This window comes from Mesorhizobium sp. 2RAF45 (assembly GCF_052115225.1).
Classification (GTDB): Bacteria; Pseudomonadota; Alphaproteobacteria; order Rhizobiales; family Rhizobiaceae; genus Mesorhizobium; species Mesorhizobium jarvisii.
On sequence record NZ_JBFRGG010000016.1, the window covers coordinates 72,285 to 87,068 of the forward strand.

The window sequence follows — 14,784 nt, forward strand, 5'->3', positions numbered from 1 at the left end:
TTGATCCAATCAGCTCACAGGTGTTCCGCTCAATCGCGGGAGACCCATAGCTTCCGTGTCGTTTCGATCACCCGCCAGACCCCCGTGAACCCGGGATGCATCACGAAGGCGTCGCCCGCCGCGATTCGACGTGGCTCGAACCCGTCCTCGATGAGTTCCGAGACCCCCGAAAGGATGTAGCAGAACTCGAAGGTCTCGCCCTTGACGGGCATACGCCGGCCTGCACCTGACCATCGGCGGTTTGCGCGATATCCCAAGTCAGAAAACGCGGATCGCCTTCCACGCGTCGTTCCTGCAGCGGTTCCCCTCTCCTGGGTTCGGGGAGATTGTTATGGTCGACGAAGGTAAGCTTTGACATGGGGCACCTTTCAGCGTGCGGAGCGCGTCTCGAAAGACAGGCGCCTTTCGATGACATTCAGCGCAGTCAGACAGACGACGTTGATCACGAGATAAAAGACGGCGGTGATGACGAAGATTTCCATGATAGCGAATGTCTCGCTCATCAGCCGCTTTGCATAGCCGGTGATTTCAAGGACCGTTATGGTGGAAGCAAGGCTCGATTCCTTGACGATAACGGCGACCTCAGTGCTGTAGGAAGGCAAGGCCTGCCGCAGCGCCAGGGGGAATTTGATGCGCTGGAAGATCACCCACGGGGACATGCCGCAGGCCTCCGCCGCTTCGATCAGCCCACGCGGCAGCGAGAGGAGGGCGGTGCGGAAAATTTCCGCCGTGTAGGCACCCGTGTTGAGAATGACAGCGAGGATGGCGGCATGCAGACTGTCGCCGATCAGCCACCAGATGATCGTATTGTGGCGTATGAAACCGATCTGGGCGAGGCCGTAGTAAATGACGAATATCTGCACGAGCATCGGCGTGCCCCTGAAGACCGCGCAATAGAAATCGGCGCATCTCCGGATCGTGCCGACTTGAGATGTACGGGCTGTTGCCAAGAGAATGCCGAACGGCAACCCAATGCCGATCCCGAAAATTGCAATCAGCAGAGTTGTCTTGGCGCCAACGAGGAGAAATGGAACCGCATAGGTGATGATACCGAGATCCATTTTACCCTCTATCGAAGCCGCGATTGAAGTATTTTTCGGCGCGGTTGAACAGAACCTGGCTCACCGCGGTCATGGCAAAAAACATCGCGGCCGCAAGGCAATAGAACAGAAGCGGCGAACGGGTGATGCCGGCGGCGACCGCTGCTGTGCGCATCAGCTCCTGCATGCCGACGACGGATACGAGCGACGTATCCTTGATGGTCATCTGCCATACGTTGTTAATCCCGCCCAGAGCAAGTCTGAGGGCTAGCGGCAGCGTCACGCGAAAAAAGGTCAAGCGTGGCGTCAACGAAAGCGATCGAGCCGCTTCCAGCAGGCCAACGGGTACGGCCTGCAGTGCGCCTCGTATGACTTCAATCGAGTAGGCGCATGAGATGGCGGCGATTGCGATGATACCGACAATGAGCGGATAGGCGTTTTCGGCACTGTTCGCATAGCCGAACGCGGAGGCTATTTTCTGTACCCAATCGACCGAGCCGAAAAACAGGAGATAGATGACAAGCAGTCCGGGAACGCCGCGAATCACGATGCTGTAGGCGTCGACAACTTGAGACAGGACTGGCAGCCGGCGCCAACGGAGGATGGCAAGCGGTATTGCCGCCGCCAGCCCCAGGACCACGCCGAGAAAACCAATCAGAATCGTAGTGCCGGCGCCGCGCAGCAGTGCAAGGGCCCAGCCCTTGTCCACCATCAGCACCCAAATCTCGTTCAACATGAAAAACATCCCGAAACCGTCGCGGCAAAGCCGCGACGGTCTGTTGATTGGCGGACGATCACTTCTTGCACGGGATGGTGTAGTCGTCCTTGAACCAGTTTTCCGAGGTCGCCTTTACCGCGCCGTTGTTGATCATGTCACAGAGCGCAGCGTCCAGCTTGGCTTTAAGCTCGGTGTTGCCCTTGCGCAGGCCGACGCCCATGCCATAACCCAGCGTTTCGTGATCGTCCGCTCCGGTGACCTTGACGTCGATGCGGGCAAAGTTGGCTCCGTCCGGCGAGCCGAGAAAGTCGACCCAGGTCGGGGAATCGCCAAAGGCGGCGTCGAGCCGGCCTGTCGCCAGATCGGAATTCTGCTGGGTCGTGGCATCGTAGGTCTTCAAGTCTGCCGTCGGAATATGTTTCTTGATGAACTGTGCATAGGTGGTGCCGTTCACTACACCTATGGTCTTTCCGGCCAGCGCCTTTTCGATGTCCGCAAGGCTCTTCAGCCCCACGAGAGGAGAGTCCTTGGGAACCACAAAATACTGGGGCGTGGTTGCGTATGGAATGGAGTAGTCGATCTTCTTCATTCTCTCGTCGGTGATGCCGAGACCCGAGATGATGACGTCGAAGCGATCCTTGTCCATCGACGGCACCAGCGAACTGAACGTCTGCACCACGAATTTGCACTTGACCTTAAGTTCGGCGCAGATGCCGTTGGCGATATCGGCGTCGAACCCGGTGACGTTGCCGTTGGCATCTGCCATGCTGAATTGCGGTGCATCGCCCTCGGTGCCGACACGCAAAACGCCGTCCTCGGACCGTGCGATTCCCATTGTAGTCGTCAGGATAAGGCAGGATGCGAAGACCGAGCTAAATAGGTTCTTTGCGAGCATGTAATTTCCCCTTTTTTTGCTTTTTGGTTGCCGCTATCAAGCGGCGGTTGAAATAACGCTGGAAAGAAACCGCTTCACCGCCTCTGATGCGGGACTGCAAAACAGTTCTTCCGGCACGGCATCCTGCTCAACGGTACCTTTGTGCAGGAATATCATTCGGTTCGACACCTCCCGGGCGAACCTCATTTCATGCGTGACGAGGAGAATGGTCGCCCCCTCGCTGGCGAGCGTTCTGATGACCTTCAAGACCTCGCCGACCAGCTCGGGATCAAGCGCGGAGGTTGGTTCATCAAAAAGCATCAGTTTGGGCCGCATCGCCAGGACACGCGCGATTGCCACACGCTGCTGCTGGCCGCCGGAAAGCTGGCTTGGGTATCGCTGGCGGAAGTCGGCCATGCCTACCTTCGAGAGCGCGGAGAGCGCTGTTTCTTCCGCTTCCCGCTTGTCCTTCCGCAGCACGTAGATCAGTGCTTCGGTCACATTCCCGAGCACGGTCCGATGCGGCCACAAATTGAAGCTCTGAAACACCATGCCGATGCGGCGGCGAAAAACCCTGATATTGGCCGCGTTGACGATTTCCGTCTCGCGTTCGTTCTGGACGACTGAAATCGCGTCGCCCATCACCTCGATCTCGCCCGAGCTCGGGGTTTCAAGGAAATTAATGCATCGGAGCGCGGTGCTCTTTCCCGAGCCGGAAGAGCCAACGAGGGAAATGACCTCGCCCTGCCGCATCTGGAAGCTCACCCCGTTTAGAACGCTGGTTGAGCCGAAGGCTTTGCGAAGTTCGTGAACTTTCAGAACAGGGGCCACGCCGTTTCCATCCACTCCACCGTTGCTCCGCCGCTTCAACCTTCGATCGTTTGGGCGATCTCGTTCACGGCCGCCCTGGCGATCGAGACCATCTCATCGATTTCGGATTCCGTCATAACAAGGGGCGGCGCAAACCCTAGAATGTCTCCATGCGGCATGGCACGGGCAATGAGATTGCGGTCGCGCGCGGCCTGAGAGATGCGGGCCCCGACCTTCAGGGCTGGGTCGAATGCCTCTTTGGTCTCGCGGTCCGCGACGAACTCGACAGCGGCCATCATGCCGACGCCGCGCACTTCCCCAACAATCGGATTCTGCTCGAAAGCCGCCTTAAGGCTCTTGAGAAGGTAGGCGCCCCTGCTTGCGGCCTGCCCGGGGAGATCCTCACGCTCGACAATGTCGAGTACGGCATTCGCCGCCGCCGCCCCGATCGGATGCCCCGAATAGGTATAGCCATGCGAGAAGGGGCCGACCCTGGGCGTCGCCTCCTCCATGACTTGGTAGATTTCCTCGGAGATGATCGACGCCGACAGCGGCGCGTAGGCGGAAGTCAGCCCCTTGGCGACGGTAACCAGATCCGGTTCCATCCCGTAGAGGTCCGAGCCGAACATGGCCCCGGTTCGGCCAAAACCGCAAATCACCTCGTCGGCGATCAGAAGCACGTCGTATTTCTTCAATACGACCTGTATCTTGGCCCAATAGCCCGCCGGTGGGGGCGTGAGCCCGCCAGTCCCGAGCACCGGCTCGGCTATGAAAGCGGCAACGGTGTCGGGCCCTTCGGCAACGATCAGCGCCTCCAACTCATCCGCGCGGCGCTGCGAGAACGCTTCCTCCGTTTCGCCCGGGAGGGCGCCGCGATAGAAATGCGGCACACCCGTGCGGAGGATGCCGGAAACAGGCAGATCCATATGATCGTGATAAAAACTCATTCCCGTCATCGAGCCGGACACCACCGAGCAGCCGTGATAGCCGCGCTCGCGGGCTATGATCTTCTTCTTCTTCGGCCTACCGCGCAGATTGTTGAAATACCAAACGATCTTGGCCTGTGTCTCGTTGGCGTCGGAGCCAGAAAGCCCGTAGAAGACTTTCGACATCTTGCCCGGCGCCATTCTGACAAGCCGATCCGACAGGCGGGCGAGTTCTTCAGTCGTGTGTGCAGCATAAGAATGATAGTAAGCCAGCTTATAGGCCTGGCGTGCAATCGCTTCCGCGACTTCGGTACGGCCGTAGCCGATGTTCACGCAATACAGTCCCGCAAAGCCATCGATATATTCCCGCCCGCTGGCGTCCCGGATGCGGACCCCTTTGCCGGTTTCCATGATCGTCGGCTCATTGGTGCCCGAAGCAAAATCTTTCAAATAAGTGAAGGGATGCAGAACCGAACGGCGGTCCATTTCAGCGATATCGGCAGTAGTTGTCATCCTCGGATCCTCAAGCGGCCTTCAGGTCCATGAAATGCCAAGGGTGTTGAAACCCTTTCGCCGCTTGGCCGCAGCGACTGCGGCGTCCAGGTCAAATCCGTTACTGATCGCGTCCCGGGAGATTTCCCGTTCCATCGCCGGATCGACGTTCCCCATTTTTTCGGGTGCATTCTTCCAGACTGCGCCGATGAACAAGTGCGAGCGCAGAAGCCTCGGACATTGAACCGGGCGAGCCCTGGCTGCGCCTTTGTTGCCGTATTTCGTTTTCCGTTCCCGACGATTGCCTTCATAAGCAAAGGCTATTGACATGAGACAAAGATTTTCGGCTTATTCAATCCAAAATTCGCAGAAATGCTGCTTGTTTGAAGTCAATGCGAGGAAAACATGCGAACATCTCTCAAGCTTGATCGGCTGGATTCTCGCTTGCTGAACATCCTGCAAACCCACAACCGCTCCAGCACGGAAGAGCTTGGGCAAATGATCGGTCTCTCGGCGACTGCCGTCCAGCGTCGTCTCAAGCGGCTTCGTGACGGGGGTGTGATCGAAGCTGACGTCTCGATCATCAAACCTAAAATGGTCGGCCGCCCTGTTGCGATGTTCGTGCTGGTTTCGCTCGAGCGCGAACGGGCTGACATTGTCGACCGTTTCAAGCAATCCATACGCCAGACGCCTGAAGTGATGAACGGCTACTATGTGACCGGGGAATCGGATTTCGTCCTCATAGTGACATCCCGAAGCATGGAAGACTACGAGGCCTTCACGCGGAAATTCTTCTACGAGAACCCGGACATTAAGGGCTTCAAGACGATGGTCATCATGGACCGCGTGAAGGTCGGATTCTCCATGCCGATCAATTTTGACGATTTTGATAGGTGATGCCCTTCGTTGGATGCCGATTGGCGGAACATCAAGGATGAGCATCAGCTCTTCTGCAGGGCTTGGTACATTCCGGCTGGATCTTACGTCCGAATACTGTTGTGCATGAAGCCGAGCTAACCGCTCATCTCCTTCAGCCACACCAAGCCGGAATGATAGGCCTGGCGGGCGTCTCCAGTTCAGAGAGTTCTGCCGGCGAAGCCAAGGCCATTTTCCATGCTGGACAAGACCTGGCTAACGGGGATGGTTTCCAGGCGGCGCGACAATATTGCAGCGGCCCATCGGCGATCTGGCTCAAGGCGAAAATTCTAAGCTGACGATGAATATGAGCCGCTTAGCATCGACGACGTTCGCTTTAAGGCAGTGGCTATGGACTGTTCAACGGCCGATATTGGGCGGTGGGTTCAACCGGTCATTGCAACACTTTCTGCAGCCTATCGGCCGGCGTTTCGAAGTCCAAGGTTTTTCGGGGCCGTTGATTGAGCCGTAGGGCGACGTCGTCGAGTTGGGCCTGCGAGACATGGGAGAAGTTTGTTGCTCTCGGGAAGTACTGCCTGAGCAGGCCGTTGGTGTTTTCGTTGCTGCCGCGTTGCCAGGGACTGCGCGGGTCGCAGAAGTAGACCTGTAGGTCGGTTGCCACGGTGAAGCTCTTGTGACGAGCCATCTCCTTGCCCTGGTCCCATGTCAACGAGCGCCGCAACTCTTCGGGCAACGTGCCGATCTTCTCGGCGAGGGCCGCCACGACGGTCGCCGAGTCCCTCCTGGCCAACTTTACAAGCATCGTGAACCGGCTGTGTCGCTCGACGAGGGTGGCGATGTTCGTGTCGTTAGCACCGGTGAGCAGATCACCCTCCCAATGACCTGGAATGGCACGATCCTCAGCCTCGGCGGGGCGCTCGCGGATGGAGACCATATCGAGGATTTGTCCTTGCCCCGTCCGGGTAAGCGCGCCTTTGGCGAGGCGCATCTGTCGTTTGGTGCGCAGATGCGCTGTCAGCTCCTTCTTGAGCACCCCTCGCGACTGGATGAACAGGCTGCGATAGATCGCTTCATGAGATATCCGCATGCTTGGATCGCCTGGGTACGCTCGCCTCAGCCAGCCCGCTATCTGCTCCGGCGACCATTGCAGCGCCAGCTTTTGCGCCACCCGCCACCGTAGCCGCCCAGAGCATGCCAGGCGACACTGCTTCGGTCGAAGCGCTCGCTGCCAAGCCTGCTTGTCGGCCCGAGTTGCACGATACGTTTGTGCACCGCCGTTGCGAGAGATCTCCCGACATATCGTTGATGGGGATCGCCCCAGACTCCGTGCAATAACGCGGATGGCAAGACCTGCCGCAATCCCGCGAGAGATCTCTTCGCGCTCCCCCAGCTCGAGCGCCGAGGCCGCTCTACGCCTTGCTGACGGAGCAATGCCGCCGTGTAAGGATACGATCCGCTGAACGCCACCCTTGTTCCGGCGCTCAAGTGCGCGCGAGATAGACGAAATGCTCTGGCCTTGCTTCCATCGATCCCAGAGCTCGGCCTTCTGTTCTGACGTAAACCAGATCCGCGACGTCACCATGCGACACCTCCCATCCTCTCAGATTAAAGGTGTTGCGACGACCGGTTGAACCCACCGGCGCATTACTGCCGTACAGCCTGATCATTCTGTGACGAATGTGTCGTTTTGATAGCTCACCGCGCGAGGACGCTAGGTTGGCCCTTGCTCAGCGCTCGTAATCGTTATCGTTTGAGCGCTGGGTTTTACGGTCCTGCTCTTCAGCCTGCTGAGCCTTCTGCTTTTTGGCATCCTTCTGCTTGGCTCTCTGCTCGGTGCCGGTGCGCGGCTGCTCCGGCTGGCGGGGATCGTCCCGAGTTGGAAGGTCTCGCCCTCGCGCCTCGCGCTCGGGGGTCGGCTCGCCACCTCCACCACCACGACGCTGCTGCTGCCGCTCGAATTGCAGCCGCGCGAGACGATCGTGCATCTTGTCGTTCACCTCTTCACGATACTCTTCGAACTGTCCTTGATGCGCCGGCGGGAGCGTCTCGCGCATGTTGTCGAGAGCCTGATTGACGCGGGCCATCTGACGCCGCATTTCCAAGGGGGTTTGCGCCATGTCCAAATCTCCTATCAGTGCGTTCAATTCTCTCATACCGGGGTGAGACAGGAAAGACTTCTGCCCCAATTGATCAGCTCCGCGACCCGCGGCAGGACCTGCCTGCCCCTCCCCTGCTCGATCGCGACGGAACTGCAGAAAATTGTTTCCGATCGACTCCGCTGCCGTGAGAGCCTGACCGACTACGCCCGCGGTACGCATTGTCGACACAGTCTTTTGCCATGCGGCAGCGATTGCATCGCCGTTCACGACAAGGGATTGTCCATCCAAACGGCGTTGCCGCTTGGCCTCCACTCGCTCGACCGTCCTGGCGCTAACCTGATAACGCGGATCGCTCTGGGCGCGGCTGTAGGCTCCGGCATGCTCCTTCGTGAATGGCCGCGTCATCGCATGATCCATGCGCCGCGTCGCCACCATCGCAATGCCGTTCTCCCGTGCCTTCTCTGCAAAAGTCTCGCGCCAGGCGACCAGATCTGGCTTGTAGAATTTCAGGCGCTCGCCGTCGGCCGACCGCGCCTGCACCATCGCATGGATATGGACGTGCTTGGTGTCCTTGTGATGCGCCAGGACGAACTTGTATCCTGGCGCTCGCTCCTCAAGCACGGCGCGCGCCGCGGCCATCACGGCGTTTGCATCGGTGCCGGCTCTTGCCGAGAAAAGCAGGTGATAGGCATTGCGGCGCTCACGCCCCGAAAACTGCGGGCGCCATTGTTCATAGACAGAAGCCGCCGCCTTGGTGGCATTCTTCGCCCCAGGCACAGGCTCGCCATTTGCGTTGCGGACCTGGTTGTGGGTGCGGATGAACTTCTGCAGAAAATATTTCGCCTTGGGTTCACGGCTCACGGCCGCGGTTACCTCTGCCTTGGCGACCACCCCCGCCGCGCCCATAGCTTCAGACAAACGCGCCTCGATCTTGTGGAGCGCCTTGCTGCGCGAATTTTCCCGACCGCCGGCCAGGACTCTCGCAAGCGGTCCGGCCCGCTCATCGGTGTGTGCGTAAACCTGCACTGTCTGTCCGTCCTGCGCATAGATGAACGGTTTTGCACCGAAGGCCTTGTTCAAGGCCTCGCTCAAGGCGGCATCGGTGACCTCGCCGGCGAGCTCGAAACGAACCTCGATAAAATTGGTATTTTCCAAGGGCGGTTTGAACGTTTCGCAAAACGTCTCCAGGAACGCCTTTCGTGCCGCGCCTGTCGCAAGGACCTGCCCATTCTCGTCGAAAATCTCGATGTCGTGTTTCTCGCCCTTTTCGTCCTCGCGCTTCCCGATGTAATTGAGCAGCCGAGCGGCGGCTTCCTTGGTCGATGGCGGATTGTGCATGACCTTGAACACAGCAGGCTGCGCACCCGCCGCATAGCCTGCCCGTGCCGCCACGGCCCGCGCCTGATAGGCGACCCGCGCCGCTCGGCCTGTACCGCTCGCGCGACCCGCGCCACGGCCGCCGCCGCCGCGCCGCTTCCAGTCGTCCTCCTCCTCTTCCGGCCGGAAACCGGCGAGCGTAGCGCCATAGACCATGATCGGCGCGCTAGCGGCATTGGGGGAGGTCGCAGCCACCGCGGACTTCGGAGTCTTGCCGGAGCCGGAGCTCCCCGCCACTCCGGTCCCTCCCGGCGAAGAACGAGCGGCGTTTCTGCCGCCACCTAGCGTCGATCCGGCTTGTCCGTGCCCCAGGCGTCCGCCGCCACCGGTCCGCTCATAACTCTTCATCGCCTGGAATTCACCGGCCTCGCGCCGGGCGCCTGTCAGTGACTTGTCGGCGTCCAGGTCCTCGCGCTTCACGCCGGACTGGCCCCGCAGATAGCGTTCGATTTCGGCCGCGTAGCCAGCAAGACGACCGCTCATGGCCTGGCCTCCCTCGCTTTGCGGGACCCGCCAGTCATCGCCTTCAGTTCGTCGCGGAACTGCCGCACCAGGTCGCCAACGGCGATCAACGCCTGCTCAAGATCCTCATCCTGGGCAACACGGCCGTCGTTCATGGCGCGCACGGCCTGATTGAAAATGATGCCGACGCGCCGCAGCTGATCAGTCATGTCCACGATCGCCGGCCGCAACGCCTCTGACGCGATAGGCAGATGCCCGACCTCTGCCCGCACGAGACGCCGGACGACCTCGCTGACGGTAACGCTGTCCCGCTCCGCAATGGCTTTGAGGCTGGCCAGTTCGTCAGCCGAAAACCGGATGTGCGTCACCTCGCCATAGCGTCGTGACGCGCTCTTCACCGCTGCTCTCTGGGCGTCTGCATCCATCTCTCAAGCCCGCTTGCGGGCGCTAAGGCCCGCTAGGGCCGCGCCGCCTATTTTGTGTGTATCACAAAATAGGCTATCCTGCCAATATAAGCCAAAGGAAGGAGCCCCGCCAATATAAGCCAAAGGAAGGAGCCCCGCAAAAAAAAAGCGGACGTTCCTCTCTCGCAGCCTAGCCCAGTTCAACTCCAGACCGCGGCACACCGTCGAGATGTTTCCCTGGTGATTTGTTGTGATGTGTCCATGGAGCGTTGAGGACTTGTTTCCATGTTAACAAGGAAACAACCGAGCGGTTCGCAGGCCGGATTGTCCACCGGATCCGTTCCTAACTGAAGATAGCCTTCCGTAATCTTTGCGCTTGCGATCGAGCCTTTATTGGTGCGCGCCTGGGTTGCCAAACCGCCCTGCCCCGTTGACTATGTCACCATGTTTCGACCGTGACATTGTTCCATGTGTCCATGATGACTTGTTTCCATGTTAACATGGAAACAATGAGCCAACGCCGGAAGGAGGCCCCCATGATCATCTCCGCTGCGATCCCAAAGGGGGGCACTGGCAAATCGACGCTGCTGCGCACCCTCGCATCCGTCGCCCTGCATCGCGGCTATTCGGTCACTCTTATCGACGGCGACCGGCGGCAGAACATGAACCGCTGGTTCCAGATGCTGGGCGAAGCTGGCAATCGTCCTGACAGGCTCCAGCTGGTAAGCGCGATGACCCCGCAGGAAATCCTCGACGCCGCAGCCACTCACAACGGTGAGCGCTCCGTCGTCTTGATCGATACGGAAGGCACCACGAATGACAACCTCATGGCAGGGCTCTTCGCGGCCGATATTGTCATCGTGCCGGTCTATTTTGCCCTCGACGATGTGACCGCCGCCATCCAGATCACCGACCACTACATTCCGCTGGCGGTCGAGAGCCGGGGTAGACCGCTGCCTGCGATATTCGTGCTGACCAAGCAGACCATCATCGATGGCAGGGCGCGAGCCCTGGGCGAACTGCGCGCCATCATCCAGGCCAACGGCACGCCGATTGCAGAACACGTCCTGCATAATCGCGTCGCCTATCGCGACCTACAGACCGGGCAGACCCTTTACAGCCCCGCGGTGCCCGATGCGAAGGCGGTTGCCGAGAGCGAAGGGGTCTTCGACGACCTTCTGCAAACTTTCATCGAAGCCACAAGGAATGCGGCATGAGTGAAGAAACCGCGCCGAAACCCGGTGACGACAAGAAAGCCCGCATGATGAAGGCGATTTCCACGCAGCCGCCGGCGCTGCCGAGCATGTTCATCACACCGAAGGTCGAGACGTCAGGGACCAAGGAGCAAGCTTCGCCACAGGTGCAGGTACCGACAAAGCCGCCCCCGGCAGTCGGACCCGATTTTCGCAAGCTGCTGCGGCAGGGTCAGAAAAAGGACCCCATCGCCGGAAAGAAGATTCGCGAGGAGGAGATGGTTCGCTGCGGCTACTACCTGACAGCCGTGGAGCAGCGCCAGTTCAAGTTGTTGGCGATCAGCAACGGGCACAGCATGACCGAATTGCTGCGAAAGGCCGTGCAGGATTATATCCGCATTCATAAGCACAAACTGCCGAAGGAATAATTGGCGGTCTGGAATCGCTATCGCATGTTGCGATGGGTGATGTTCGTCGCTCTTTTGCGCCGCGCAAAAAAGAGGCCCGCGACGGACTGCTCCGTCGCGGGCCCTGAGATGTGTTTGCCTACTTGGGTTGGTTGAGGTGTTTCAGCAGTTCCCCGAGGATGCCGTCGCGCTCCGGACGCCCGCTGGCTGCCGCCTTGTCGTCGACCAGCTTTGCGGCCAGTTTGGGCGACAGCGGCTTGAAGTCGTAGCCGTGTGAGATGGCTGCGCGGTGAAGATCCTCAAGCGTTTCGAACGCGCGATCGTGGGTGCCGAGCCAAAGACCGGGCTCGTCGGTTTCTTCGTGCGGGAACGCTTGCAGGAAGTAGGTTCGAAGTGGCGGGTCGTAGCCGATGACAGCGTCTGGGTCCGAGCGGCCCTGTCCGGTGACGGTGCCAGTGACAGTGATGGTGTAGCGGCTCATTGCAACCTCCTTTTGCCGGTGGGGAGCCGGCCCCTTACGGGGCCGGCCACCGATGCCTCACTGGGGGTTGTTCCAGAGGATGACCTTCTTGTTTTCCTCGCCGCCGGGGGCGGGAGCGAGATTTCCGAAGATCACGCCGATCTCGGGGGCTTCCAGCTTGACCGAGAGGTATTCCTCGCCCGAACGCTGGGAGATGCGGTGCCAGCCGGCTCCGATCTCGAAACCCGTGCGCTTGTTGACGATCCGGTAGTCGGGCGCGTCCTCGCGCGACTTGTTGGTGTTCGGGATCAGGGTGATCGGGGCGTTGACCCGGAGCGTGGCGAAGACGCCTTCCATCGAGCCGTCGGCCTTGGTGGTGAGGTTTGCGATCGTGGTGGCCATGGTAGTTCTCCTTCGGTTGCATCGGGACCATTCCCGATGGCGCCAAAGGAGAGGGCCGTCCTGCTGCGGTCATCTCGGCGAAAATTCTGGAAAATTCTATTTGCCGAAAAACAGCGGGCAGGCCCTTCGCCTGTCCGCAGACAAAAACAGAAATCGAATTTTCCTGAATATTCGCCGAGTGTACCCCCAACGGGGGTTGACCGCACAAAGCAGGCGGTCGTCTACAAAGGCGACATGAAACGGGAATTGCCCCGGATGCGGCAGATGGAAAGAACTCAGGCCGCCATCGCTTGACCGCCTACGCAACGCTGCCGGATCGCAGGAACAGCCTTACCCCGCCAGCCTCTCGGGTCATGTCGCCTGCGTCGTCAATACCTCAGCAGCATGGCGCGTGAACCGCCTTGCGCGTTCGGTATGGCGACACAGCGGTTTCGAGATCGGAGCCGGCTGGCAGCGAACTTCACACCCCTCGGTGGCGATGCCTCGCGGCCAGGATGGATGACCGCGCAAGCCAGGTTCGGCACGCTTGCACCCGCTTCAGAGGCGAGAGGGTGTCGAGATGATCATCCGCACAACGCCCTGGGGCTCTGCGCGTGGGCCGGGTTCGAAAGGGCCGGCTGCGGCCGTTCATACACGTGGAGGTGGGGACGCGGGGCCGGATCAAGCATATCGGATGGGACCCGCCGGGCTGTCGGCGGGACCGCGCGTGCATCATCCTGGCAAGGCCAGACGCTCGTCCGGCATCATGCGGGCTTCGGCTTGCTGGCGAATGTCCGGACCGGCATGGCGGAGCATGGCGCACCAGTCTTCCACATTGTAGGTAGTCGCCATGCTGCCCCTAGCCAGATCGTAAATGACGCACGGCTTGTTGGCGATGGCGAGCCGAAGCACGTTGACGGCCGTGCCGGGTGATGCGCCGTCCCAGACCATCATGCCAAAGTCGGCGCGCCGCGCCATCTCCCGGTCTTTGGCGGCGTGGACCCAGTATCCTTCGGCGCCCTCGGGAGAAGGAACATGGTAGGCGGCCCAGTCGCCCAGATTGTTGCGGGGTTCCTTGCCGGCATGGAACACGCCGACATGCTCGTACTTGTAGCCCGCGAGCAGGCCCTGCGCCTCGGCATCGGCTCCCGACGCGTCGCCAATCAGCACGCCGTGCTCGGCAGCAACGATTGCGCCGATGCGAGTGATGGCAGGTTCCGGCAGCTCGAATATCTCGCGTGATCCACCTATGAATATCATCGACATCGTGACTTTCCTTTCTCTCCAGCGTCCCCCGCCCAGCACCGGCCGCCCTCTCCCTCTGGCCCTGCGCGAGGGATCGTCACCCGAAGGCCGAGACGGCGAAGCCGGCGCGGGGAGCGGCGGGACGCCGCGACTAGAGCCCGGCCGGCCGCAGGCCGGCGCGCCCGGACCCTGCCGCTGCCGGAGGCGCTACGCGCGTGGAGCTAGTGGCCTTGGTCGGCCAGCCAGAGGCTCACGTCCTGGATCGAGCGCATGAGCACCGACGGATTGTCCCGCGCGGGAATGAAGCCCCAGCTCTGCCAGTACCGCTCGGCCTCGCCGTCGATCGCCCGCACAACCACCGCGCGGCCGCCGACGATGTCGGCGCCGGCGACGCAGCGATGCAGCGCGTCCTTGACCAGGCCGCTGCCGATGCCTTGTCCGGCATAGCGGTGGTCGACGGCGAGTTGTCCGATCAGCAGGCAGGGGATCGGGTCGGGCGGGCGTCCGGTGCGGATGGCGCGCGGCGCGCTGTTTGGCTGGATCACGCCCGGCGCGAGGCCGTAATAGCCGACGACTGTCCCCTCGTCGTGAACGATCAGGACGCGGGTGAACCCGCGGGCCTGGTTCGTTCGCGCGAAGCCGGCCAGCCAAGCGTTGAGCGCCGGCTTGCCGCAATCGAAGCTGTCGAGGCGGTGCGCGTCGTCGAGGAGTTCGATGCCTGAAAGCGCCACCTAACGGTCCCAGGGCGGGGACCGACGCAGTCGCTCGGCCGCCTTCGGCGGGGGCGCGGCGGCGGGGGCTGAGATCGCCTGCATGAAGGCGTCATAGGCTTCCGGGGACACGCGGATGACGGTTTCGTTGAGGATGGCCGCCTGCGCCTCGTGGAGTGCTGCGCGTCGCATGAACTCCGTGCGCGACAGGCCGAGCAGCTCCGCGCCGCGGTCGATGATGGTGAGATCATCGTCGCGAAACCGCATTGAGACGGGTGTTTCCTTCCTCGTCGCTGTGGTGGCCATGGCG

General features: G+C 60.8%; 17 protein-coding genes and 1 pseudogene. 3 read left to right on the top strand and 15 right to left on the bottom strand.

Translation table 11 applies throughout. The features are described from left to right. Positions 1 to 29: 29 nt before the first annotated feature. The 7 genes and pseudogenes from AB4Z43_RS28845 to AB4Z43_RS28875 form a co-directional block, all read right to left on the bottom strand. Positions 30 to 358, bottom strand: a pseudogene (locus AB4Z43_RS28845) (cupin domain-containing protein). Positions 359 to 368: 10 nt separating this feature from the next. Further along, on the bottom strand, positions 369 to 1,061 hold the full coding sequence (locus tag AB4Z43_RS28850; protein ID WP_352643413.1) for an ABC transporter permease: 693 nt from the start codon (positions 1,059 to 1,061) through the stop codon (positions 369 to 371). 1 nt (position 1,062) lies between these two features. Next, a complete protein-coding gene (locus tag AB4Z43_RS28855; protein WP_441940035.1) occupies positions 1,063 to 1,776 on the bottom strand; it encodes an ABC transporter permease subunit in 714 nt (237 codons plus the stop codon). A gap of 58 nt (positions 1,777 to 1,834) precedes the next feature. Further along, a complete protein-coding gene (locus AB4Z43_RS28860) occupies positions 1,835 to 2,653 on the bottom strand; it encodes a transporter substrate-binding domain-containing protein (protein WP_441940036.1) in 819 nt (272 codons plus the stop codon). A 36-nt stretch (positions 2,654 to 2,689) separates the two neighbouring features. Then, entirely contained in the window at positions 2,690 to 3,463 is a 774-nt protein-coding gene (locus AB4Z43_RS28865; RefSeq protein WP_441940038.1) for an amino acid ABC transporter ATP-binding protein, read from the bottom strand. A 35-nt stretch (positions 3,464 to 3,498) separates the two neighbouring features. Beyond that, positions 3,499 to 4,881 carry an aspartate aminotransferase family protein gene (locus AB4Z43_RS28870; protein ID WP_441940040.1) on the bottom strand — a complete coding sequence of 461 codons (1,383 nt, stop codon included), beginning with the start codon at positions 4,879 to 4,881 and terminating at the stop codon, positions 3,499 to 3,501. 21 nt (positions 4,882 to 4,902) lie between these two features. After that, complete coding sequence (locus AB4Z43_RS28875; protein ID WP_441940042.1) at positions 4,903 to 5,190, bottom strand: hypothetical protein; 288 nt, start codon at positions 5,188 to 5,190, stop codon at positions 4,903 to 4,905. A gap of 75 nt (positions 5,191 to 5,265) precedes the next feature. On the opposite strand from AB4Z43_RS28875, the gene AB4Z43_RS28880 reads away from it, so the two are divergent. Continuing rightward, positions 5,266 to 5,757: an Lrp/AsnC family transcriptional regulator gene (locus AB4Z43_RS28880; RefSeq protein WP_441940044.1), complete on the top strand. Its 492-nt coding sequence runs from the start codon at positions 5,266 to 5,268 to the stop codon at positions 5,755 to 5,757. 412 nt (positions 5,758 to 6,169) lie between these two features. Here the strand turns inward: AB4Z43_RS28880 and AB4Z43_RS28885 are convergent, their stop codons facing one another. The 3 genes from AB4Z43_RS28885 to AB4Z43_RS28895 form a co-directional block, all read right to left on the bottom strand. Beyond that, entirely contained in the window at positions 6,170 to 7,318 is a 1,149-nt protein-coding gene (locus AB4Z43_RS28885) for an IS30 family transposase (RefSeq protein ID WP_441940046.1), read from the bottom strand. A gap of 145 nt (positions 7,319 to 7,463) precedes the next feature. Further along, positions 7,464 to 9,695, bottom strand: coding sequence for a relaxase/mobilization nuclease domain-containing protein (locus AB4Z43_RS28890; RefSeq protein ID WP_441940048.1), 2,232 nt, complete (start codon positions 9,693 to 9,695; stop codon positions 7,464 to 7,466). Next, positions 9,692 to 10,099: a hypothetical protein gene (locus AB4Z43_RS28895; RefSeq protein ID WP_441940050.1), complete on the bottom strand. Its 408-nt coding sequence runs from the start codon at positions 10,097 to 10,099 to the stop codon at positions 9,692 to 9,694. The genes AB4Z43_RS28890 and AB4Z43_RS28895 overlap by 4 nt, the downstream gene beginning before the upstream one ends. 515 nt (positions 10,100 to 10,614) lie before the next feature. On the opposite strand from AB4Z43_RS28895, the gene AB4Z43_RS28900 reads away from it, so the two are divergent. Continuing rightward, positions 10,615 to 11,295 carry a nucleotide-binding protein gene (locus tag AB4Z43_RS28900; protein WP_441940052.1) on the top strand — a complete coding sequence of 227 codons (681 nt, stop codon included), beginning with the start codon at positions 10,615 to 10,617 and terminating at the stop codon, positions 11,293 to 11,295. Beyond that, the gene (locus AB4Z43_RS28905; protein WP_441940054.1) at positions 11,292 to 11,699 is read left to right on the top strand and encodes a hypothetical protein; all 408 of its coding nucleotides are present in this window, start codon (positions 11,292 to 11,294) and stop codon (positions 11,697 to 11,699) included. The genes AB4Z43_RS28900 and AB4Z43_RS28905 overlap by 4 nt, the downstream gene beginning before the upstream one ends. Before the next feature lie 118 nt (positions 11,700 to 11,817). Here the strand turns inward: AB4Z43_RS28905 and AB4Z43_RS28910 are convergent, their stop codons facing one another. From AB4Z43_RS28910 to AB4Z43_RS28930, 5 genes are all read right to left on the bottom strand, one after another. After that, positions 11,818 to 12,159, bottom strand: a complete 342-nt coding sequence (locus tag AB4Z43_RS28910; RefSeq protein ID WP_441940056.1) for a hypothetical protein — start codon at positions 12,157 to 12,159, stop codon at positions 11,818 to 11,820. A gap of 57 nt (positions 12,160 to 12,216) precedes the next feature. Continuing rightward, positions 12,217 to 12,540, bottom strand: a complete 324-nt coding sequence (locus tag AB4Z43_RS28915; RefSeq protein WP_006205585.1) for a DUF736 domain-containing protein — start codon at positions 12,538 to 12,540, stop codon at positions 12,217 to 12,219. Positions 12,541 to 13,251: 711 nt separating this feature from the next. Beyond that, positions 13,252 to 13,785, bottom strand: coding sequence for a hypothetical protein (locus tag AB4Z43_RS28920; protein WP_441940059.1), 534 nt, complete (start codon positions 13,783 to 13,785; stop codon positions 13,252 to 13,254). A gap of 200 nt (positions 13,786 to 13,985) precedes the next feature. After that, a complete protein-coding gene (locus tag AB4Z43_RS28925; protein ID WP_441940061.1) occupies positions 13,986 to 14,495 on the bottom strand; it encodes a GNAT family N-acetyltransferase in 510 nt (169 codons plus the stop codon). Continuing rightward, positions 14,496 to 14,780, bottom strand: a complete 285-nt coding sequence (locus AB4Z43_RS28930; protein ID WP_031255614.1) for a type II toxin-antitoxin system TacA family antitoxin — start codon at positions 14,778 to 14,780, stop codon at positions 14,496 to 14,498. Between the last annotated feature and the right edge of the window lie 4 nt (positions 14,781 to 14,784).

Excerpts from the sequence above, each read along its gene's own strand:
- AB4Z43_RS28895 (WP_441940050.1), bottom strand. The coding sequence starts at position 10,099 with ATGGATGCAGACGCCCAGAGAGCAGCGGTGAAGAGCGCGTCACGACGC.
- AB4Z43_RS28890 (WP_441940048.1), bottom strand. The coding sequence starts at position 9,695 with ATGAGCGGTCGTCTTGCTGGCTACGCGGCCGAAATCGAACGCTATCTG.
- AB4Z43_RS28920 (WP_441940059.1), bottom strand. The coding sequence starts at position 13,785 with ATGTCGATGATATTCATAGGTGGATCACGCGAGATATTCGAGCTGCCG.
- AB4Z43_RS28915 (WP_006205585.1), bottom strand. The coding sequence starts at position 12,540 with ATGGCCACCACGATCGCAAACCTCACCACCAAGGCCGACGGCTCGATG.
- AB4Z43_RS28870 (WP_441940040.1), bottom strand. The coding sequence starts at position 4,881 with ATGACAACTACTGCCGATATCGCTGAAATGGACCGCCGTTCGGTTCTG.
- AB4Z43_RS28860 (WP_441940036.1), bottom strand. The coding sequence starts at position 2,653 with ATGCTCGCAAAGAACCTATTTAGCTCGGTCTTCGCATCCTGCCTTATC.
- AB4Z43_RS28930 (WP_031255614.1), bottom strand. The coding sequence starts at position 14,780 with ATGGCCACCACAGCGACGAGGAAGGAAACACCCGTCTCAATGCGGTTT.
- AB4Z43_RS28905 (WP_441940054.1), top strand. The coding sequence starts at position 11,292 with ATGAGTGAAGAAACCGCGCCGAAACCCGGTGACGACAAGAAAGCCCGC.
- AB4Z43_RS28850 (WP_352643413.1), bottom strand. The coding sequence starts at position 1,061 with ATGGATCTCGGTATCATCACCTATGCGGTTCCATTTCTCCTCGTTGGC.
- AB4Z43_RS28885 (WP_441940046.1), bottom strand. The coding sequence starts at position 7,318 with ATGGTGACGTCGCGGATCTGGTTTACGTCAGAACAGAAGGCCGAGCTC.
- AB4Z43_RS28880 (WP_441940044.1), top strand. The coding sequence starts at position 5,266 with ATGCGAACATCTCTCAAGCTTGATCGGCTGGATTCTCGCTTGCTGAAC.
- AB4Z43_RS28855 (WP_441940035.1), bottom strand. The coding sequence starts at position 1,776 with ATGTTGAACGAGATTTGGGTGCTGATGGTGGACAAGGGCTGGGCCCTT.
- AB4Z43_RS28875 (WP_441940042.1), bottom strand. The coding sequence starts at position 5,190 with ATGTCAATAGCCTTTGCTTATGAAGGCAATCGTCGGGAACGGAAAACG.
- AB4Z43_RS28910 (WP_441940056.1), bottom strand. The coding sequence starts at position 12,159 with ATGAGCCGCTACACCATCACTGTCACTGGCACCGTCACCGGACAGGGC.
- AB4Z43_RS28900 (WP_441940052.1), top strand. The coding sequence starts at position 10,615 with ATGATCATCTCCGCTGCGATCCCAAAGGGGGGCACTGGCAAATCGACG.